The organism is Chelatococcus sp. YT9 (assembly GCF_018398315.1).
GTDB lineage: Bacteria > Pseudomonadota > Alphaproteobacteria > Rhizobiales > Beijerinckiaceae > Chelatococcus.
Map to the genome: position 1 here is coordinate 742,734 of NZ_JAHBRW010000001.1, position 20,355 is coordinate 763,088.

Genomic DNA, 20,355 nt, shown 5'->3' on the forward strand with positions numbered 1-20,355 from the left:
GAGGTCGTCATGGCCACTGATGCGCCCTCAACGCCCGTCGCCCGGCAGATCTCGCTGCGCACCGTCATTCAGGCCGTGCTCAACCAAGGGGCGATCTCGCGCGCGCAAATCGCGAAAGTCACCGGATTGTCCAAGCAGACCATTTCCGAAGTCGTGCGCGAACTCGAGGAGGGCGGCTGGCTGCGGGAGCGCGGGCGCACGCAAGGCGTCCTCGGGCGCAGCGCCGTGACCTACGAAATCAACAACAGGGCTGCCTTCGTGCTCGGTCTCGATCTCGGCGGCACCAAGCTCCGGATTGCCGTCGCTGATCTGGCCGGCGCCGTTCTCGCGGAAGAGGAAGTGCCGACGGACCTGCGCGGCGGGCTCCATGTCGTCGAGCAAATCGCGGCGCTTGCTCGCCGTCTCGCAGCGGCGGCTGATGTTCCTCCCACGGGACTGCGCTTCGGCGTGATGGGGACGCCCGGCGTGGTCGATGCCGCGAGCGGCGCCATCACTGTCGCGCCTAATATCCCCGGCGTCGATCGGATCGACGTGGCAGGGGCTCTGCGAGAACGCCTCGGCATCACCATCGCCATCGAAAACGATGTCAATCTCGCGGTTAAAGGCGAGCAATGGCAGGGACACGGCGCCGGTGCCGGCACCTTCGCCTTTATTGCCCTCGGCACCGGTATCGGTATGGGCATCGTGGCGGACGGCAAGCTTCTTCGTGGCGCCCGGGGGGCCGCCGGCGAGATCGCCTACCTGCCGATCGGCGGCGACCCCTATGATCCCCGGGGATTCATGCTGGGAACGTTGGAGACTGCCGTCGGCAGCAAGGCCATCGCCGATCGCTATCGGGACTACGGCGGCACGGCGGGTACGACCGTGCGCGAAATCTTCACGGCCCTCGAAGCGGGCGACGACATTGCGGCCGTGACCATCGACGAGACAGCCCGGCTCATCGCGCCGGCCCTTGTCGCTGTACAAGCGCTCATCGACCCGGAGCTCATCGTGTTCGGCGGCAGCATCGGTGTCAGGACTGAGTTGTTCGAGCGCATGCGGCATCATCTCGCCCGTTGCGGGCATGTGCCGCCCCGGCTCGCCATCAGCCGGCTCGGCAATCGCGCCGCTTTGATCGGCGCCATCGGGACAGCCCTGACAGACCTCCACAACAGCCTGTTCGGGCTCGACGTGAAACCGGGCGGCCTCTCGCTACCCGCCGTCGCCGGAGGCGCGGAGACCTGAAGCGGCAAGCGTAGAAGTCAAGCCCCCTTCCAAACGACGACGGCCACCTCGTGGAGGCGGCCGTATATTCAAAGCGAAAAGCGAGGCGAAGGGGCGGCTCAGCTCTCCGATCGCGGAGGCTGCTGCGGAGCTGGTGCCGGGGTCGGCGTTTCCATGCTGCGGCCGACAGGGCGCATGGGATGGCCCGGCTGGCGGGGATCGTTCTTCGCGACGGACTGCGCCATGTTCATGACGTCGCGGCGGATGCTCTCGAGCAGATCCTGTCCCCAGCCGGTGTCGCCAAAGCCGATATGCTTCAACGCTTCCTTGATTACATCGATCTTAGCCGAGACCTCGAAGGTGTTGCGCGCCTCGATGCTGCCGATGGACCGCTCAACCGTGCGCAATTCACGCAGGAGGTCGTCTCGCAGCGACTTCTGATCGTCGGCGTTGATCAGCGGGGACGCAAGCATGCCGCGCAATGCAGCCCAACGCAGGCCGAGAGCCGCAACACTGCTCGATTGGTCCTCGGAATTTGGCGGAACATTGGTCATGGTTACGCTCCCACGAGGGTACGATCTACTGAAAGGAGTTCAGTGACGGCAGGACGCCGGCACCAAGGCGATGGAAGTCCGCTGACAGCGAATCGAGACAAAACTGAGATAACCGCATGGCCATAACATGTCATCGACCATCAGAACGATCGCTCGCCTGAAGGTTCGCATACCCTGTCCTTAGAGCATCGCGGCAGAAAGTGTAAGCGCCTTTGGCGAGACATAAGGCAGACCATTGGCGGACACACCCTTCCCTCATGGGGGTTATCCCCAATCCCCACATCCCCGGATCGTGACAGGCCATGAAGCGATAGGGTCACAAGCCGAACGAACGGCGCTCCGACGAGGCGCCGTTCTGGCGATTCGGGATGTCGGATGAGCCAGATAGGCGCGCCGAAAGCCTCCTCTCCGTCGATATCAGCGCAGACTGTCGTTGAGCCCGCTTTCTCCCGAGAACGATCCGACAATCGCTTGGCCCGCTGTCACCGAGCCCGCCTTACGGACCACGCCGCTTACCGCGTTACATCTGCGGCACCCTCATACAGATCAATGGTGCGTCCAAGTCTATCGCTCAGTTGCAGCTGATCTGGAACAAAAATCGCGGATGCCCGGTTGTCGTGGGTGAGAAATTAACGGAAGGAGACAGACATGCGCGGTATCATTCTTTGGATTCTCGGTGTCCCCGTGTCCGTGATTATCCTGTTGTACCTTTTCAATTTTCTATAGTGTTGTCCAACTAGTATAAATCGCGGATTAACGTGGCAGGGTCACTGTAACTTTTAGACCGACGGGGGATCGCCCGGGATGGCAGGGCTCCAAAGTGATGCTTCCCCCGTGCCCGCTTATGATATCGCGGGCAATGGTCAGCCCCAGCCCCGTGCCACCCGTTTCGCGGCTTCGTGAGGTTTCGAGCCGCTGAAACGGGGCGAATGCCCGCTCCACATCCTCAGCCGCTATGCCCGGCCCATTGTCTTCGACAATCACCTTCATCGTTTTTGGCGCGACCACGAGGCTCACCGTCACGGCGCCGCCGTATTTGGCGCCATTGCGGATAATATTCGCCAGAGCGCGCCGCATAGCGAGAGGCTGGCAGCGGCCCGTCGCGTGATCCGGCCCAATGTAGCGTGCCGCACCACCTTCATCGGACACATCATCGCAGAGGCTGATCAGGAGTGAGGCAATATCGACAGCGCGATGCTCCTCCCGCCTGGCTTCCTCGCTCGCGAAAGTGAGCGTCGCCTCGACCATCGTCTCCATTTCGGCAATGTCAGACATGACCTGCCGCCGCTGCGCCGGATCGTCGAGATATTCCGCCACAAGCCTGAGACGCGTCAGTGGCGTGCGCAGGTCATGGGAAATCGCCGCGAGCAACATGGTCCGTTCGTCGACGAACCGCTTCAAACGCACCTGCATTTCGTTGAAAGCCCGGGCAATGGCGGCGAATTCACGGATCGGCGGCGGCTCGATCGGCGTCATCTCGCGTTCGCGGCCAAGTCTTTCCGCTGCGGCAGCAAGGCGGTGGAGTGGCTTCAGCATGCTGCGGGCCATCCAGACGGACAGCACTGCGATAATGATCAGGCTCAACACAAAGAGCGTCAGGCTGCGGAGCCTGTCCCACTCAAACAGGCGCGCGCGGAACGGCGCGTCCTTCGGCTCGACGACCAACCAGCTCGTGCGAGCTTCGTCTAAAGGCACGCCGATCACGAAGCCCGGTGGAAGCACAGTCTCCCGCACAACGACCATATTGGGGGGCGCCGGCAGGGCATCGGCACCCGGAGGCACCACACTGACCAACGGCGGCCCAAAACGACCGCCCTCGCGATCAGACGGCTCCAGCGTTACGACCACCGGCGATTCACTGGCGCCGAGTCCGGCTTTCAGCAACAAAACCAGCCGATCAAACGGCCACTTGGCCGCCTCACGGAAGGGACCGCGCTCGAGGCGCGGCGGGCTCGGGCCAAACCAGCCCAACGGGTCCCATAGGGGCGACGGCGGCGGTGGTGGGACCGGGCGGCGATCGACGACCGAGAACCTGAGCCATTGCGCTGCTGGCAGCGCCTCCAGCACCGCGGCGCGTGCGTCTGGCGGCGTTTCTTTGGACCGCTTGTAGGCCTCGATCGTGGCATCGGCGATCCAGCCAGCCTGGAACACGGTAATATGAGGCCTCGGCACGAGCAGGAACGCGACGATGTTGACGAACTGCACCGCCGCAAGTGTCAGCGTAACCGCGACGCCGATGCGGGTCGCCAGGCTGGTCGCAGATAACCTGCGCCACAGGCTCACGAGCCGTCACCTCGCGCGACTGCACTCGTGAAAATATAGCCTCCGCTACGGACCGTTTTGATGAGCTGTGGGTCTTGCGGATCGATCTCGATCTTGCGGCGCAGACGGCTGACCTGCACGTCGATACTGCGATCAAACAACTGCCCGACCCGCCCGTGGGCAAGATCAAGCAACTGATCACGGCTCAAGACCCGTTCAGGGTGCTCGACGAAGGCCAGAAGTAGATCGAACTCACCGGACGTCAGATCTGTCAGCACGCCATCAGGCGAATGGAGAGTGCGGCGGGATGCGTCAAGCCGCCAGCCCGCAAAGCTGAAGTTGCCGCGCACGCTGCCTTGCGCCTCGGCGGACGGGCCGACACCCTGCATGCGTCGCAGAATGGCGCGTATACGGGCCAGAAGCTCGCGGGGATTGAACGGTTTGGTCACGTAATCGTCAGCACCGAGCTCAAGCCCAACGATACGGTCGGCGTCATGATTCATAGCCGTGAGCAGGACGATAGGAACCGGATTTTCGGCGCGCAGACGTCTGCAAAGGGAGAGGCCATCCTCCCCCGGCATCATAATGTCGAGGACGATGATATCGAAACGCCCGGCGGCAAGCGCCGCGAACATCCGTTCGCCATTCGCGGCCTCGGTGGTGCGCATGCCATGATCCGTCAAGAAGCGGACCAGCATTCCGCGTATCTGAGGGTCGTCATCAACGATCAGTACATGGGGCTGAGCAGTGGTCGCCGACATGCGCCATGCTCCTTCGCTTTGTCGATTAGGACGTATGGGCGCTTCTTAGGAGATCCACAAACACGGCAGCAAGCGGATTTCTGTAACGCTTCGTTACAAACGGAAACTCCGGCGTCATAGCCCATGGTGCGGCGCGCGCTAAACAGGTGTTGCTCGGGCCCTGATCCGGAAGCAACGCCGGAACTCCCCCAGCCGCGCGGCGTTTCCGGGCCAGGGCGCTCGGAAGAGCTTGCCCGCACTTCCTGAGACCGAGCACTGCTTTTTTGCCCTACAGGGCACGAGGTGTGTTGATCAGATGGCTTTTGTTCTCAGTCTTTGCACGAAAACCGCAATGCCGACCAAGGCCCGGCGCGCCTCGCCAGCGAGGGCGCGCAGATCCGCCACCGTTGTAAGCTGGGCGGCCACCATAGCCGTCGGTTTGGGTCTATGGATCGGTCTCGCTGTCCTGTTTGGTGAGCGCGACGGACGGGTTGCTGTCCTGACAAGCGACTGCACTGTAAGCACCTATCGCGATCCTATCACCGGCCGCAATCAGATGACGAAGTCGTCCGTCGGAGTCCTTGAAAAACGGCTCATATGCGGCACCAACTAAGTCAAATCCGGTGCGCTCCTCGGGGGCGAGGCCCTACGTGATCGAAACCATTGCTGTTTCAGGATCACTGACGCGCCTTGAGCACGCAGGCGCTAAACACCAAGCCGGCATCCGCTGGAGGCTCGCGCCTCCGGAAGCCTCCGCCTTCGGATTGATGTCAGCGTCGCAGTCGGCGGCCGTTTGCGCGGACCTTGCGGCGAAGTCGACGGACGACGTGTTCGGCCGCGCCACCTGTGGCTAGAGTGGCCGCGACTTCGACGAAGGCGGTGACCTTCTCGTCAACCATACGGTTCATTTCCGCCTCCGCGACGGGCCCGCCGCCAGCCAGCCGTACCATGCGCAACGCAATGACTTCCTGAGCCTCAAGGCCCAGAAGGGTCATGTCACGCGACAGCCGCATCCACGCTTGCCACATGCTCCAACCTTCATAATCCGTTTGTAAAGCGATCCGCTCCGCGCGCAGCGATGAGGACCGAGGCCAAGTTGGTCAGGTCTAGAGATGGCCAAAGCGGTGACAGCCAGGTCAGCTCCGGTAGGATATCCCCGCCCTTCCGAAGAAATGACGGGCGCGCGCTTCCGCTTGAACGTTATCCAAAGGCGTACTGCAACTCCAAAGGTGGCGAAAGCCTCGCCTCAGCTTATTCGCCTAACAATAACTGCGAATCTTTAAAAATCGTTCACCAAGCGGATCTCATATTCCAAAAACACATAGCGCAGTCATTAAAAATGCGTCCTTATGCGTCAGACGCAGCACTTATCCACTGGCAATCGTAGGGAGTAGCGCTTGGATTGAGGCCAGACATCTGCGTGACGTGATCCGCATGACGATCCCGCGCGTGACGGTGGTGCCTTGACTTCCCTCCGGAAGACGTTCGCCCTGTATAGGATGGAGCCAGCCATGCCGAGCGGGTCCATACCTGGTCCGAGTCTTTGCCCGTTTCTTGATCCAATTCCAGACGCCCTGCCGGCCCTTCGATCGAGTTAGCCGTATGTCCTTCGACCCGCAAATCCTGCTGCAGATCCTGCAAATTGCCTGGATCGACCTGCTTCTCTCAGGTGACAATGCCGTAGTCATCGCACTGGCCTGCCGCTCTTTGCCCGCGCGGCAGAAGCGCGCCGGCATATTTCTCGGGGCGAGCACGGCTGTCTGCCTCAGGATTATTTTCGCGTTGATCATCAGTTATCTGCTGGAGCTGCCGTTTCTGCGCATCGCCGGCAGTCTTCTTCTCCTATGGATCGCGGTGAAACTCGCGGTCGGAGAGGAAGACAGCGAGCACCATATCCGCGAGAGCACCAGTTTGTGGCAGGCGGTGCGCACCATCGCCATCGCCGACGCCGTCATGAGCCTCGACAATGTCGTCGCCATCTCCGCCGCCGCCCATGGTAATCCATGGCTCTTTATCTTCGGCCTCGTGCTGTCGATCCCGCTCATCATGGTGGGATCCACGCTGATCATGGCCTTGCTCGAGCGCTATCCCGTCTTCGTCTGGGCTGGGGCCTTGCTTCTCGGCTGGATTGCCGGGGAAATGCTCGTCTCGGACCCTCTTGTCGTGGCACAGCTCAGTTCGGTCGGCAGCGGCCTTGCGTTCCCGGACGCCGCGCATGACGGAGCGCTTATGCCGGTCTCGCAGGTGCTTTACGCGGCCGCGGCAATCGGAGCGCTCATCGTACTGGCGACCGCGGGCGCGTTGAAATGGTCACGCCGCCGGGAAGAGGAAATCTAAAGCGAGCCCACGACGGAAGAAGTTGCTCGAGGGGAACAGCTTTCCCTAGGGCAGTTTTGAAAGGCGCTGGAGAATACGCTGGGTGAGCTGGTCGCGGACGCTGCGATAGGCGTCAAGCCTCTGGTCGCGCGTCCCTTCCGTCGCCGTGGGGTCCTGGGTCGGCCAGTATTCGACGTCGAACGCATGCGTGCGCGTCAATTCGAGTGACTGGTGATGGGCCTCCGGGGAAAGGGTCACGATCAGATCGAAGCTCAGATCAGCCAGATCGTCCAGCGATTGCGGGCTGTGATCCCCGATCGCGACGCCGATCTCGTCCATGACCGCTACGGCGAAGGGATCAAGCTCGTCCGGCCGAACGCCACAGGAGGTCACATAAATGGTGCGGCCGAAAAAGTGACGGGCAATGCCTGCCGCCATGGGCGATCGCACGGCGTTGTGGGCACACATGAACAGAACCGCCCGTACCTCGCGATCCCCGGCAGGCGACGGCTCTGCCATGGGCTCACCCTTTCCAGTGCAATGCGAAGATCAGGGTGAAAAGGCGCCGGGCTGTGTCGAAATCAACCTCCACCTTGCCGTTGAGCCGGTCCCGCAGAAGTTCGGAAGCTTCGTCATGCAAGCCCCGCCGTCCCATGTCGATCGCCTCGATCTGCGCCGGCGTGGCGCTGCGGATCGCTGCGTAATAGCTGTCGCAAACGAGCTTGTAGTCCTTGATCACCCGTCGAAATGGCGTGAGGGAAAGCACATGGGCGATCACCGCCTCGCCATTCTCCCGGCGGATGTCCAGGGCGAGCTTCTTCTCCACCAGCGAAATGGTGAGGCAATAGGGTCCTCCATCATCCCCGGGGATGGCGAAGGAATTGGCTTCGATAATGTCCCAGATGGCGACAGCACGCTCGTGTTCCTGGTCGGGATTGCCCCGACCAATCGACACTTCATCGAGCGTGACGGAAACGAGGCGGCGGCGAAGCTTTGCGTCTCCCAACCCTGTCTCCTGTTTCAGTCTCAGTCAGCGGTTAAGGCGGATGCTGACCGAACGCGCGTGGGCATCAAGCCCCTCAGCCCGGCCAAGCGCGATCGCGGCCGGAGCAAGAGCCGCCAAGCTGTCGGGCGTGCACTGCAGGATAGACGTCCGCTTCATGAAGTCGAGCACCCCGAGCCCCGATGAGAAGCGTGCCGAACGCGCAGTCGGCAACACGTGGTTGGAGCCTCCGACGTAGTCCCCGATCGCCTCCGGCGTATGGCCACCGAGGAAAATAGCGCCAGCGTTGCGGATGCTTCCCGCGAGTTTGTCGGCGTCCTCCGCAACGATCTCAAGATGCTCCGGCGCCAGACGATCGACCAGTGGGACAGCCTCGGCCAAAGACGGCACATGGATGATGGCGCCGAATTCCCGCCAGCTGGCCTCGGCGATATCCCGGCGCGACAGCGTTTTGAGCTGTCCTTCGACAGCCTCTTTCACCGCGGCGCCCAAAGCGCGATCGTTGGTGATGAGGATGGATTGAGCCGCGGTGTCGTGCTCGGCCTGGGCGAGGAGATCCGCGGCGATCCATTCCGCATTGGCCGACGCGTCCGCCAGCACCAGGACTTCGGATGGACCGGCAATCATGTCGATGCCCACCCGCCCGAATACGTGCCGCTTTGCGGCTGCCACATAGGCGTTGCCGGGGCCGACGATCTTGTCAACGGGCCGGATTTTCTCGGTGCCATAAGCCAAGGCAGCGATCGCCTGCGCGCCGCCGATGCGGTAGACCTCATCGACACCCGCAAGGCGGGCTGCCGCAAAGACCAGCGGATTGACTGCGCCGTCGGGTGTCGGAACAGCCATCACGACGCGCTCGACACCGGCAACCTTGGCAGGAACCGCATTCATCAGCACGGACGACGGATAACTCGCCGTGCCACCCGGCACATAGATCCCGACGGCTCCGACTGCCGTCCAGCGCCAGCCGAGGGTCACGCCGAGAGCATCGGTGAAGCGCTCATCCCGAGGCAATTGGCGGCTATGATAGGCCTCGATCCGGTCGCGGGCTGTCTGGAGGGCTGCCAGCGTGTCGCTGTCGCATGCCCCCGTCGCCGCATCAAGCTCGTCTTCGCTGACCCGCAGGGTCTCCGGCGTTAAGGTGAGCCGATCGAACTGACGCGAGAAATCGATGACCGCCTGGTCGCCGCCTTCAACGACGGCCTGCACGATCCGGGCTACGGCCTTGTCGACCTCTTCGGAGACCTCGCGCTTCATGGCGAGGAGGTCGGCAAAGCGGGCAGGAAAATCGTCAGCCGTGCTGTCGAGTTCGAACGGGCCGCCCGCGGGCGAGGTGTCTGGCGCTTTGGTCATTCGTCTCTGGCTACATCAATGGTCTGGAACAGGGCAGATAAGTCCACAATCAGGGCATCTCATGATTCGGGCGTGCTGGGGCGTCCCAAACAGGCCCGAGATCTCGCAACTGGGCCTCGATGCACTCGACGCGCAGCTCAATGGCCGCTCCGCCGGAAAACAATAGCAGCACCAGACCTGATGGCGCCTCCGTCTCGATGAAATCGATGGCGAGCAGGTTGAAAACCTCTCCGTTGCTGGCCGGATCGATCTTGTTGCGGCGAACCCGCTCGACCTGATTGAAGTGCAGAGCGGCAAGCCTCCGCTGCGGCTTGCCCTCAGCGGGGCCCTCCCAGTCGAAACGGTGGAGCGCCATCGCGAAGCAACGCCTGTGCGGCAGGTAGGTCAAATCCTCGACGCGCAGCAGCGCATCCTGGAGATGGGCTGAGATGACGGACAAGTCTTCGTGGTCGAGGGCAATAAGCTTGATCTCGTCCATTTGCGGTCCCCATGCGTCTCTGAAAACACCAAAAATTGACGCACTCATGGTTTGTTATCCGCCGACCGGGGCTGACGCAACAGATGCGCCCGCTCCGGTGTCGATGAAACATTCCCCAGCATCGAGCGTTGAAGCACAAGACACAAACTGCGGGTCATGCCATCGGCTGCGCTATCCTGACTATTCGCCCCTGGAGACTGTATCTGCAGCTCATATGGGGTCGGGAGGAAACAATGTCTCTTCGCCTTTTTCTGTCGCTGTTCGCGATACTGGTAGCCGGCTGGATGGCAGTGCCCCAGACAGCGTTTGCCCAGTACGCACCTCCCGGCTACGGCCGTGACTATTATGATGATCGGGGACCGCCTCGCTATGATCCGCGGGAAGAGAGGCGTCGTGAAGAGTGGCGCCGCGAGCGGGAATGGGAGCGCCGCAACGAACGTCGGGGTGATTGGGACGATCGTCGCGGCGGCTGGGACGACCGACGCGGTCCGCGTCGCGGCGGCTATTGCGTAACATCCCGCGGAAGCTGCCCAGCCGTTGGGCCTTCGGGGGGACCTTGCCGCTGCGAGATCCCGGGCTTTGGGCGTAAACGCGGTATCATTCAGTAGGCATCACGGCATCGCTGAAAAAGAACGACCGCCGCGGTCCCTGCGGCGGTTGTTCTCTGCCTATCGCAAGCTGCGGAGTTCGGGACAGGCGCTGCCCTCAGCCGGACAGGCGCTCAATACGCGCGCCGCAACGTCCGAGCTTGTTCTCGAGCGCCTCGAAGCCGCGATCGAGATGATAGACGCGGTTCACCATCGTCTCGCCCTCGGCCGCAAGAGCCGCGATGACGAGCGAAACCGAGGCACGCAGGTCCGTCGCCATGACGGGGGCCCCCTTCAGCCGCGCCACGCCATCGACATAGGCCACGTCACCGTCGAGACGAATGCGGGCGCCAAGGCGGGCGAGCTCCTGCACATGCATGAAGCGGTTCTCGAAGATGGTCTCGCGGATCCGGGTCGTCCCTTTGGCCCGGGTCATCAGCGCCATGAGTTGCGCCTGCAGATCGGTCGGAAAGCCCGGGAAGGGCTGCGTGGTTACATCGACGCTGGCAAGACCGGCGCCATTGCGTTTCACGCGGATACCTTCGTTGCTCGCGCTGATCTCCGCTCCCGCCTGGACGAGCACATCGAGCGCCGACTGCAGGAGATCCGGCTCAGCGCCTTCAAGGAGGACATCGCCGCCTGTCATCGCGACAGCCATGGCATAGGTGCCGGTCTCGATGCGATCAGGCAGCACGGAATGCTCTGCACCTCCGAGGCTGGTCACGCCCTCCACGACGATTCGCGTCGTTCCAGCTCCGGTGATACGCGCGCCCATCTTCGCAAGGCAAAGCGCAAGATCGGTCACCTCGGGCTCGCAGGCCGCGTTCTCGATGACCGTGGTGCCTTCAGCCAGCACGGCAGCCATCAGCGCCGTGTGGGTGCCGCCAACGGTCACCTTAGGGAAGTTGATTTCCGCGCCGCGCAGGCCCCTCGGGGCGCGAGCGAGCACATAGCCCGCATCGATCTCGATCTCGGCGCCAAGCCGTTCCAGCGCCATCAGCAGAAGATCGACCGGCCGCGTGCCGATCGCGCAGCCGCCAGGCAAGGAAACCTTCGCCTCCCCCATCCGGGCGACAAGCGGGCCGAGCACCCAGAAGCTGGCCCGCATGCGCGACACGAGTTCGTAGGGGGCAACCGTGTCTATGATACTGCTTGCCTTGAGACGGATGGTCTGCCCCGTCTCGGCCGTCTGGCCGGGACGCTTGCCCGCGATGCTGTGGTCTACCCCGTGATTGCCGAGAATTCGCAGGAGCAAGCCGACGTCGGCAAGCCGGGGAACGTTGTGCAGTTCCAGCGTGTCCTCCGTGAGGAGGGACGCGATCATGAGGGGCAGGGCCGCATTTTTGGCCCCGGAGATGGGCAGCGTACCAACAAGCGGCTCGCCCCCCACGATGCGAATTCGATCCATCGACAATCAGTCCTCTTTCACTGGACGCTGCCCGCCCGCCCCATGAGAATCCACTCTAGTATTCAATCGCTGACCATCCGGCGCATGATCATGCTCAGCTGCGGTCGACGAAATTCCGGCCTGCAGGTCGGATACCGCCGCTTTGCGAGCCCTGCCCTGCTCCTTGCGGCGCTTGAGGTTGTCGCGCAAAGCCGCCGCCAAGCGTGCCTGCCGGGTCGTGTCGGTCTCACCTTTCGCCATGGCGGTCCGTGATCGGCCTCGTCATTCCGTCTAGTCTCACCCGTGAGCCATAGCCCAGCGCGGGGCGCAGAGCCCCCACGAAAAGCGATAGACATCTCCGGGCCGTGTCACAAGTGGCAAGGAACGCAGCCTTTGCGCAAAGGTCAGCGAATCCTTGACGCAAAAGCGTGAAAAGGACGGGATCATCCGATCCGCAGAATCCCCTGGGCAGCGCCTGGGATGAAGCTGTCCAACCGGAGGGGGTGGGCATTTTGTCCTTCCAGATTCTCGGCCTGCGGCGTCTCGACGTCTTGTGTCATTCGCGCCAATATGGAATTGCTCAAAATGTGACACGCATGGATTGCCTTGAAGCACAACCAGCGATGTCGCCTTGATGCAGGGCAGGACCGCGATTGCAGGCGATCAGGCTCGCAGAATGGGACGCCGCATGATCTACGACCATTTCTTCCGCTCCGCCCTCGACACCTTGCACGACGAGCGGCGCTACCGTGTTTTCGCGACGCTGGAGCGTGACGTCGAACGGTTTCCGCGTGCCATCTGGCACTCGTCGGACGGGCCGCGTGATGTGGTTGTGTGGTGCACAAACGATTATCTCGGCATGAGCCGGCACGCCGTGACGATTGAAGCAGCTACGCGGACGGCTGAGCGGATGGGCGTCGGCGCGGGCGGCACCCGCAACATCGCCGGGACCAGCCTGCCGATCGTCGAGCTCGAGAAATCGCTGGCCCGGATTCATGGCAAGGAGAAGGCCCTCGTCTTCACCTCCGGCTATGTCTCCAACGAGACGGGCATTGCGACGATCGCACGCCTCCTGCCGGACTGCCTCATTCTCTCCGACGAGCAGAACCATAATTCGATGATTGAGGGCGTGCGCCGCTCGGGTGCCGAAAAGGTCATCTTCCGGCATAACGACCTCGCTCATCTCGAAGCACTCCTGGCGGCGGCCGATCCGGCCCGGCCCAAGCTTATCGTCTTCGAAAGTGTCTATTCGATGGACGGCGATGTCGCGCCGATTCATGCCATCTGCGATCTCGCCGAGCGTTATGGCGCGATGACCTATGTGGACGAGGTCCATGCGGTCGGGCTCTACGGTGCGTCCGGCGGCGGCTATGCCGAGGAGGTGGGCGCACTCGATCGCCTTGACGTGATCGAGGCGACCCTGGCCAAGGGCTTTGGCTGCATCGGCGGCTATCTCGCGGCGAGCGACCTGATCATCGATGCTGTCCGGTCCAACGCGCACGGCTTCATCTTCACTACCGCCCTCCCCCCGGCCATAGCCGCCGCCGCCCATGCAGCCGTGGAACATCTGTCGACCAGCGGCGAGGAGCGCCGGCGCCATCGCGCCCAGGTGGCACGCACAAAGGCCGTCCTCAATGCCGCCGGGCTGCCGGTGAGGCCGAACCCTACGCATATCGTGCCTGTAATCGTCGGTGATCCCGAACTGACGAAGCGCGCAAGCGACATGCTCCTCGTCGATCACGGCATCTACGTGCAGCCCATCAACTATCCGACTGTGCCCCGCGGCACCGAGCGTCTGCGCATCACCCCGACACCTTTCCACAGTGACGATCTGATCGCCGGGCTCGCCGACGGGCTTGTCGCGGTGTGGCAGAAGCTCGGCCTGCCGCTGCGGCCCCAGGCCGCCGCAGCTTAAGTCCACAAGCAAGCGTGGAAGAACGCATTTAATGGCATTTGCGCGCTTGCGCGGGCGAATGCCTTGTGGCAGTGTCCGCCCGCTTCCAGGCAGGCACGCGCCGCCGGATCTTAGCTGCCGTAGCTCAGTGGTAGAGCACTCCCTTGGTAAGGGAGAGGTCGAGAGTTCAATCCTCTCTGGCAGCACCATCCCTTCCCTCTCTCTCTGGCAATCGCGTACACGTCAAATCCCCGCCCACGCGGAGGATGCGAGTGGCGGAGAAGGTGGCGTCGGAACGTTGCGTTCCATATTGCCCGTTGCGAAGGGCGCGGGTTTGGCCGACAAATCGGGCAGGTCCACCGTGCGGGGAGGCCCCCGCTAACATCAGGTCATCCCGCCATGTCGATCCAACCCGAGACCTTCGTGCGTGGACGAGCCCTGGCAGAGGCCTTGCGCTCGCCTGATCTCGATCATCGCGCCGAGATCGAAGCTTTCATCGAACCTTTCGAGGAAACGGACAGCCTGCTTGCCGCCACGTCGGCGGTCATGTCGCTGGCCGACGCCTTCGTGGGAACGCCGCGCGGACTTGCTGAGGACGCCGTGCGCCCCCTGGTCGATGCCGCGATCGCTGCGGGCTACAACGCGGAATACAAGGCACGGATGGACGAGAATCCCAAGGTTTGACGTAAGGTCGGCGCGAGGGAGGGACGGCCATGTACGCGATGCAACTCAGGGCGTGCGGAACCCCACTCGTCGGGACCGAACTGCCGGACCGGGAGCCCGGCCCGGGAGAGATCCGGCTGAAGGTTGCCGCCTGCGGGGTCTGCCGGACTGATCTTCATGTGGTGGATGGCAACCTGCCCTCTCCGAGGCTGCCCATCATACCCGGCCACGAGATCGTCGGCCGTGTGGAAGCACTGGGCGCCGGCGTCACACATCTGCGCATAGGCGAGCGCGTCGGCATTCCATGGCTCGGGCATACATGCGGCACGTGCCCCTACTGCACGGGCGGTCACGAGAACCTGTGCGACGCGCCGCTCTTCACGGGTTATACGCGCGATGGCGGTTTCGCCACCACCGCCATCGCCGACAGCAGCTACGCCTTCCCCTTGGGCGAAAATGGCGATGATGTCGCGCTCGCGCCGCTCCTCTGTGCGGGACTCATCGGCTGGCGGGCGCTCGTCATGGCTGGCGAAGGCAAAAGCCTCGGGCTCTATGGCTTCGGCGCCGCCGCGCATATCATCGCGCAGGTGGCAGCGTGGCAGGGCCGCGCCGTCTATGCCTTCACCCGGGTTGGCGACGTCTCGACCCAGACCTTCGCCAGGAGCATCGGCGCGATCTGGGCGGGTGGATCGGACGAGGCACCGCCCGCCCCGCTCGACGCGGCCCTCATCTTCGCGCCGGTCGGCGCTCTCGTCCCCGCCGCGCTGAGGGCTGTCCGCAAGGGTGGACGCGTGGTCTGCGCCGGCATCCACATGAGCGACATTCCAAGCTTTCCTTACAGGCTGCTGTGGGAAGAACGGCAGGTTATCTCGGTGGCTAACCTGACGCGCCAGGACGGCATCGATTTCCTGAAAATTGCCCCACGGGCCGGGATCACGACGACGACCCACCGATATCCGTTGACTGAAGCCAATCAGGCGCTCAACGATCTACGCGCCGGATGTTTCGAGGGCGCCGCGGTGCTGGTACCCTAGAGCAAATCGATAACAGACGAACGTGCTCTAAGCGCCAGCAGTCGTCTCCGGCAAGCGCCGCGGCGAGGCCGCATGGAGAACGACCGGCCTTTCGACACCCTTCAACACCACTGGCGGACGCGGATGAAAAACGAAGGCCTCCGGCCAGGCCGCCACGATCGCGTCTCGCGTATCCGAGCAGACGAGCACCAGTCCCGGGCTGGACCGAGCGGCCTGCGCCGCATCGACCTGTGCGACGATGCGGGCAGCCAGATTAACCGTAGCGCCAAAGATGTCGCCGTCGCGTGGAACCACCGGTCCCGTGGCAAGGCCCGCGCGCACCATGGGCAGGCCATCTCCAGCACAGCGGTTCGATATCGCGAAACTCGCCTCCAGCGCCGGCCGGGCGTCCGGGAAGAGCAGCATGACCCCGTCGCCAAGCGCCTTTACAAGCCGTCCGCCGTGCTTCGAAACCGTGTCCTGGGCCAAGGCTTCGAGACGGGACGCATAGTCCGCCGCATGCTCATCACCCATGACCTGGGTCAGTGCGGTGAACCCTGAGAGGTCGATGAAAGCGACCGTCGGCGGCTTGCGGTTGAGGGCTTCACCGAGGCCAGCCTCGCTGAGGATCTCCTGCACACGCATAACGACATTATCGAAGACAGCCTCTTCCAGCATGCGCCGTTGCAGCAGAAAGAGCGCCCGGAACCCCAACCGCTGCAATTGCAGACGCATGTCCGCGCCACGTTCCAGCATGGCGCGGCGCGAGATCCCGGAAGCCAGCATGCGCTCCTCGACTTCACCACGAAAGAGATCGCGCATCGTCTCGACACTGCGCCGCACCGATTGCCCGAAAATGCGCAGGACACGCGCGAGCGCATCGTCACTGAGGCCAAAAGCCCGCGCTGCTGCGATGAGCGACATCAACTCGATGTCGTCCTCGCGCAGCGGCTGGTCCGGCCGCAGGGCAGGAAGACCAACGGCGCTGCGGAGGCGCGTGGCGCTGGCCGCATCGAGATCCAACGAGGCCAGCAGGTCCTCGCTCCCTCGTGCGGAGAGCGAGACCGGGTCGAACATTAGCTGACCGGCGAAATCCAGAGACAGCAGGTCGTCCGCGATCGCCCTCGCCAGCACATGAAGGTCGAGCCCCGCGTCGCGCAGGGCGAGCGAAAGTCGCACCCGACTGATATCAGCTCTCGCGAAAGATCCATGCGATGGACTGACGATTCCCAGCTCGACAAGGCTGGCGATGTCACCCACGGCACAGCCCGTCAGTTGTGCGAGCTCAGTGACGGATACGGTCGCCATGGAACCCTCCCCACCAAGGTTCTTTAGCCGCCACACTAGGCGGAAGGACCACCGCCGGAAAGGGGGCGCGCGTGTCTCCTACTCGGTGATCTTTGTCGAGGGTGGGGTGGAAATCGCCAGCAGATCCAGCGAGCGAACGATGGAGACGAGCCCAAGCACGATAACGACCACCCGGACGATCATCTTCACGCGGCCGTCGAACGGTAGGAACTGGATGAGCCAGATAACGAGCCCGCAGATCAGGATTGTTACGATCGCATGCGTCAGAACGGTGATGATCATGGAGCTCCCTTGCAACTCGGCGTTTCCGTTCAGAGGCGGGCGGTATACCTCTGTCTTTGCCTTCCGCGCTTGAAGCCGGGGATACAAGTTCAGCGCGTCTCAAATGCCGGTCGACGATCACCTGGATAGCCAACGGATCGGCAAAGCGAATCGTGGTTCAGCCCACACTGTCTGGCCGAAAATTCTCAGCGTGACATATGCATCCAGCGCGTTGATGGACAAAGGGTCCGAACGCGTCGCGCGCTACCCTCTGGGGATGGTGGAAGGTCAAAGACGCCTTGCGCTTCGGCGTACGCGCGCCAGAGCCGGCTTGGGTTCAGGGCGTTTTATTGCGAAAGCGAGAAGCGCGATTGCAGCGAGATTGATCACCGCCGCGCCGACCAGATAGATGATGGTATTCATAGCTCGATCCCTTGCGCCACCCTCATAAAAACGACAAGGCAGCGCTTCTGTTCCACATTCCTACGCAACGCCTCTCAGCCATTGATCTCCCTTGCGCGAAGCCGCGGACGCGTTGACCTCCTCCCGACACCGGTCGATGATAGAGGGACGTTGATCATTTGGCGAGGTGGACGGCGGCGTCTGTGATGCCAATTCCACTACGCCTGACCGACATGCAGAACGAATAGACGACATGCGCGCTGAACATCGCCGCGCGATGCCGGGAGAGCGGGGCCAACGCGGATCATGACGACAGCCAGTGCAATTATGGCCACCCTGGGCCTGAAGCGCCACCCAACCTGCGGCTATGTCCAGGAAACCTATCGCAGCCGCCATAGCCTGCCGACCGCATCCTTGCCTGAGGGCTATGAAGGCGCAAGGGCCGTCGGTTCGGCGCTGTATTTCATGGTCACTGCCGATGCGCATATCGTGATGCACCGCATCCGCAGCGATCAGATCTACCACCATTACCTCGGCGATCCGCTCCACGTTCTCCTGCTCTATCCCGATGGCACCGGAGAAGTGCGGATCGTCGGGCCAGATCTCGAGGCGGGCATGCGGCCGCAGCTTCTCATTCCCGGCGGCACCTTTCATATGTCACGGCTCGAACACACGAAAGGTTTCGCCCTTCTGGGCTCGTCCGAATGGATCGGCGTTGAGCCGCCAGACGTCGAGCTTGGCGATTTCGAGAGCTTGAGCCGGCGTTATCCCGCGATGCGCGACATCATGATGGATTTCATGGCGAGCGCGGGACCGCCCAGTGGTCCGCTGCGTGAAGCCCTGCGCCACCGCGAGGCGCTACTGGACGAAGCTCTGAAAGAGACCTTCCCCGGCAGTGATACACCCTCCATCGCTTGACCCGTGGCGTCAGCTTGACTTTCAGTTGCGCGCTCCAGGGCCATCCAGCCCGCGACCGCCGGCGCCCATAAGGCTTCGGCCCACACGACCACAAGATCAAGGCATTTCAGAATGAGCTCATCGGATCGCATTGAGGACGCCGCCGCCATACTCGTGGAGGCCCATCGGACCGGCACCGCCGTCGAGAGCCTGCCGCCCGGCCTCGTCGCCTCGCAAGCGGAAGCTTATGCGGTGCAGGAGCGGGTGGTACAGCTGCTCGATTCGGACATCGTCGGCTGGAAGGCCGGCTTCGACGCGGGCGGCCAATCAATATGCGCCCCGATCATGGCGCGGGTGAGCCGCCATGGAGGTCCTGAACTTCCCGTGCGCGGCCACACGCCATGCGCCATCGAGGTGGAAATCGCCTATATCCTCGATGCGGATGTTCCTGCAGCAACGCCGGTTGCCGAGGCCGAGAGCATAGTCTCGCAAATCGCGCTTGGAATGGAGCTCATCCAGTCGCGCTACCGGGACCGCACGGCCCAACCTTTCCTGTCTATGCTCGCGGACGGCCTCGCCAACGGCGGCTACTACCTGGCGGCATCAAGTCCTCGCGCCGATGCGCCCGACCTGCAGGCGATGCATCTCACCATCATGCAGGACGGCGAGACGATCTGGGACAAGACAATCGCCCATCCACAGGTAGATCCGGCCGCACCGTTGCGCGCGCTGCTCGCAGCCCCGCCGAGCCATTGCGGCGGTCTCCGCAAGGGCCAGTTCATCACCACCGGAACTTTGAACGGAGCTCCTGCAGTGCCCGTGCCAAGCAGCATCGCGGCCATCACTGTCCTTGGCCCCCTGGCTACCAAACTCGTGAAAGTCTGAGCCGGCGGTTCCGGCCGGCGATTGGGCTCTACTGGGGCTCGTCGCCGGCCGCGTAGGCATTCTTGAGCCGCCGGCCTTCCATACGGTGGATCGTCGCGATGATGATCGGCAGGAGAAGCGCGACCAGGATGAAGCGTGCGAGGTGATGGGCACCGACAAAGATCGGGTCAAGCCCGAGAAGAAGCGCCAGCACCGTCATGACCTCAAGCCCCCCGGGGGCAAAGGCGATGATGGCCGCGGCAAAGGTCACGTCAGCTAGTTGCCACGAGACCAGGGCAAAACCGAGTGCGATGGCAAAGGAGACCACGAAGGATCCGACTGCTGCCGGGAAGGCTGCTATTAGGGCCTGCCGATTGACCGTCGCGAAGCGGGACCCGACAAAGGCCCCCACCAGGACCAGGGACAACGTGTAGAGCGACACGGGTAACCGGCCCTGCACGAGACCAAGACCATGTGCCAAAAGGCTGACGACGAGCGCTCCAAGCAGCATCGGCGCGGCGATCTTCAGACGTTGCAACACGAGTGAAAGCAAGAAGGACAGCGCCATGATCACGGCGAATGGCAACGGCGCCAGAACTTCGCCAGCCTGAGGCACCTCCGTCGCGCCGCCCGTTAGCACGATGATCATCGGCAGGATCAGCACAAGCACGAACAGGCGGAAGGATTGTACGACCGCAATCAATCCGACATTCCCACCGCGATCCGCCGCCACCGCCATCACCGTCGAAAGCGCCCCCGGCGCTGAGCCGAGAACCGCGTCGGCCAACGTCCATCCAGAGCTCCGCTTGAGCCAGAGCGACGTCAGCAGCAGAACGCCGAGAACCGATAAAGTGAGAAGCAGAAGGCTAACCGGATAGCGCGCCAACGCGCTGAGGGCCTCAGGCGTCGCGGTTGCGCCCATGGTGAAACCGGCGAGCAGAAAGCCAATCTCGACCAGAGGCCGTGCCATCGGCACGGAACGGCGAGTAAGGCACAGGAGAGCGACAGCCGTAACCGGCCCGGCGACCCAGGCGGCCGGAACGCCGAGCACAAGAAACAGCAATCCCCCGGCTGCGGCAAAGGCGATCTGCGCTACTTGACGCGCGGATGCCAGAAGAATGGAGCCGGAGCGGGTCATGCCACCTCAATGACAAGCGCGTTCGAAGCCGC

Annotated in this window: 21 protein-coding genes and 1 tRNA gene; 8 read left to right on the plus strand and 14 right to left on the minus strand. The window is 63.0% G+C overall.

The annotated features are described in order from the left end of the window. Positions 1 to 9 precede the first annotated feature (9 nt). The gene (locus KIO76_RS03420; protein WP_213321473.1) at positions 10 to 1,224 is read left to right on the plus strand and encodes an ROK family transcriptional regulator; all 1,215 of its coding nucleotides are present in this window, start codon (positions 10 to 12) and stop codon (positions 1,222 to 1,224) included. Positions 1,225 to 1,322: 98 nt separating this feature from the next. Here the strand turns inward: KIO76_RS03420 and KIO76_RS03425 are convergent, their stop codons facing one another. The 4 genes from KIO76_RS03425 to KIO76_RS03440 all read right to left on the minus strand — a co-directional run bounded on the left by KIO76_RS03425 (position 1,323) and on the right by KIO76_RS03440 (position 5,787). Further along, positions 1,323 to 1,757, minus strand: a complete 435-nt coding sequence (locus KIO76_RS03425) for a hypothetical protein (RefSeq protein ID WP_213321474.1) — start codon at positions 1,755 to 1,757, stop codon at positions 1,323 to 1,325. 753 nt (positions 1,758 to 2,510) lie between these two features. Continuing rightward, on the minus strand, positions 2,511 to 4,040 hold the full coding sequence (locus tag KIO76_RS03430; RefSeq protein WP_213321475.1) for an ATP-binding protein: 1,530 nt from the start codon (positions 4,038 to 4,040) through the stop codon (positions 2,511 to 2,513). Then, complete coding sequence (locus KIO76_RS03435) at positions 4,037 to 4,780, minus strand: response regulator (RefSeq protein WP_213321476.1); 744 nt, start codon at positions 4,778 to 4,780, stop codon at positions 4,037 to 4,039. Before KIO76_RS03435 ends, KIO76_RS03430 begins: the two co-directional genes overlap by 4 nt. A gap of 749 nt (positions 4,781 to 5,529) precedes the next feature. Further along, a complete protein-coding gene (locus KIO76_RS03440; RefSeq protein ID WP_213321477.1) occupies positions 5,530 to 5,787 on the minus strand; it encodes a hypothetical protein in 258 nt (85 codons plus the stop codon). Between the two features lie 574 nt (positions 5,788 to 6,361). Here KIO76_RS03440 and KIO76_RS03445 point away from each other — a divergent pair. Continuing rightward, entirely contained in the window at positions 6,362 to 7,096 is a 735-nt protein-coding gene (locus tag KIO76_RS03445) for a TerC family protein (RefSeq protein WP_213321478.1), read from the plus strand. Between the two features lie 45 nt (positions 7,097 to 7,141). Here KIO76_RS03445 and KIO76_RS03450 read toward each other — a convergent pair whose 3' ends face one another. From KIO76_RS03450 to KIO76_RS03475, 6 genes are all read right to left on the minus strand, one after another. After that, positions 7,142 to 7,594 carry an arsenate reductase ArsC gene (locus tag KIO76_RS03450; RefSeq protein ID WP_213321479.1) on the minus strand — a complete coding sequence of 151 codons (453 nt, stop codon included), beginning with the start codon at positions 7,592 to 7,594 and terminating at the stop codon, positions 7,142 to 7,144. A gap of 4 nt (positions 7,595 to 7,598) precedes the next feature. Continuing rightward, a complete protein-coding gene (locus KIO76_RS03455; protein WP_213321480.1) occupies positions 7,599 to 8,081 on the minus strand; it encodes a UPF0262 family protein in 483 nt (160 codons plus the stop codon). Between the two features lie 24 nt (positions 8,082 to 8,105). Further along, positions 8,106 to 9,431, minus strand: a complete 1,326-nt coding sequence (gene hisD / locus KIO76_RS03460) for a histidinol dehydrogenase (RefSeq protein WP_213321481.1) — start codon at positions 9,429 to 9,431, stop codon at positions 8,106 to 8,108. 49 nt (positions 9,432 to 9,480) lie between these two features. Continuing rightward, positions 9,481 to 9,909 carry a DUF2948 family protein gene (locus KIO76_RS03465; protein ID WP_213321482.1) on the minus strand — a complete coding sequence of 143 codons (429 nt, stop codon included), beginning with the start codon at positions 9,907 to 9,909 and terminating at the stop codon, positions 9,481 to 9,483. A 705-nt stretch (positions 9,910 to 10,614) separates the two neighbouring features. Then, a complete protein-coding gene (murA, locus tag KIO76_RS03470; protein ID WP_213321483.1) occupies positions 10,615 to 11,904 on the minus strand; it encodes a UDP-N-acetylglucosamine 1-carboxyvinyltransferase in 1,290 nt (429 codons plus the stop codon). 6 nt (positions 11,905 to 11,910) lie between these two features. Continuing rightward, complete coding sequence (locus tag KIO76_RS03475; protein WP_213321484.1) at positions 11,911 to 12,144, minus strand: hypothetical protein; 234 nt, start codon at positions 12,142 to 12,144, stop codon at positions 11,911 to 11,913. A gap of 427 nt (positions 12,145 to 12,571) precedes the next feature. Between KIO76_RS03475 and hemA the strand changes: the two genes are divergently transcribed. The 4 genes from hemA to KIO76_RS03495 all read left to right on the plus strand — a co-directional run bounded on the left by hemA (position 12,572) and on the right by KIO76_RS03495 (position 15,474). After that, positions 12,572 to 13,798, plus strand: coding sequence for a 5-aminolevulinate synthase (gene hemA, locus KIO76_RS03480; RefSeq protein WP_213321485.1), 1,227 nt, complete (start codon positions 12,572 to 12,574; stop codon positions 13,796 to 13,798). Positions 13,799 to 13,911: 113 nt separating this feature from the next. Next, a tRNA-Thr gene (locus KIO76_RS03485) sits at positions 13,912 to 13,986 on the plus strand. Positions 13,987 to 14,176: 190 nt separating this feature from the next. Beyond that, entirely contained in the window at positions 14,177 to 14,461 is a 285-nt protein-coding gene (locus KIO76_RS03490) for a hypothetical protein (RefSeq protein WP_213321486.1), read from the plus strand. A 29-nt stretch (positions 14,462 to 14,490) separates the two neighbouring features. Further along, positions 14,491 to 15,474 carry a zinc-dependent alcohol dehydrogenase family protein gene (locus tag KIO76_RS03495; RefSeq protein WP_213321487.1) on the plus strand — a complete coding sequence of 328 codons (984 nt, stop codon included), beginning with the start codon at positions 14,491 to 14,493 and terminating at the stop codon, positions 15,472 to 15,474. Between the two features lie 27 nt (positions 15,475 to 15,501). On the opposite strand, the gene KIO76_RS03500 is transcribed toward KIO76_RS03495, so the two are convergent. The 3 genes from KIO76_RS03500 to KIO76_RS31310 all read right to left on the minus strand — a co-directional run bounded on the left by KIO76_RS03500 (position 15,502) and on the right by KIO76_RS31310 (position 17,445). Beyond that, positions 15,502 to 16,761 carry an adenylate/guanylate cyclase domain-containing protein gene (locus KIO76_RS03500; protein ID WP_249729465.1) on the minus strand — a complete coding sequence of 420 codons (1,260 nt, stop codon included), beginning with the start codon at positions 16,759 to 16,761 and terminating at the stop codon, positions 15,502 to 15,504. 78 nt (positions 16,762 to 16,839) lie between these two features. Next, positions 16,840 to 17,043, minus strand: a complete 204-nt coding sequence (locus KIO76_RS03505; protein WP_213321488.1) for a Thivi_2564 family membrane protein — start codon at positions 17,041 to 17,043, stop codon at positions 16,840 to 16,842. Between the two features lie 267 nt (positions 17,044 to 17,310). Next, positions 17,311 to 17,445: a hypothetical protein gene (locus tag KIO76_RS31310; RefSeq protein WP_283771403.1), complete on the minus strand. Its 135-nt coding sequence runs from the start codon at positions 17,443 to 17,445 to the stop codon at positions 17,311 to 17,313. Between the two features lie 285 nt (positions 17,446 to 17,730). Between KIO76_RS31310 and KIO76_RS03510 the strand changes: the two genes are divergently transcribed. Both KIO76_RS03510 and KIO76_RS03515 read left to right on the plus strand, forming a co-directional pair. Further along, on the plus strand, positions 17,731 to 18,342 hold the full coding sequence (locus KIO76_RS03510; RefSeq protein ID WP_213321489.1) for a cupin domain-containing protein: 612 nt from the start codon (positions 17,731 to 17,733) through the stop codon (positions 18,340 to 18,342). 111 nt (positions 18,343 to 18,453) lie between these two features. Beyond that, positions 18,454 to 19,206 carry a fumarylacetoacetate hydrolase family protein gene (locus KIO76_RS03515; RefSeq protein ID WP_213321490.1) on the plus strand — a complete coding sequence of 251 codons (753 nt, stop codon included), beginning with the start codon at positions 18,454 to 18,456 and terminating at the stop codon, positions 19,204 to 19,206. Positions 19,207 to 19,234: 28 nt separating this feature from the next. Here the strand turns inward: KIO76_RS03515 and KIO76_RS03520 are convergent, their stop codons facing one another. Then, entirely contained in the window at positions 19,235 to 20,323 is a 1,089-nt protein-coding gene (locus KIO76_RS03520) for an AbrB family transcriptional regulator (protein WP_213321491.1), read from the minus strand. Between the last annotated feature and the right edge of the window lie 32 nt (positions 20,324 to 20,355).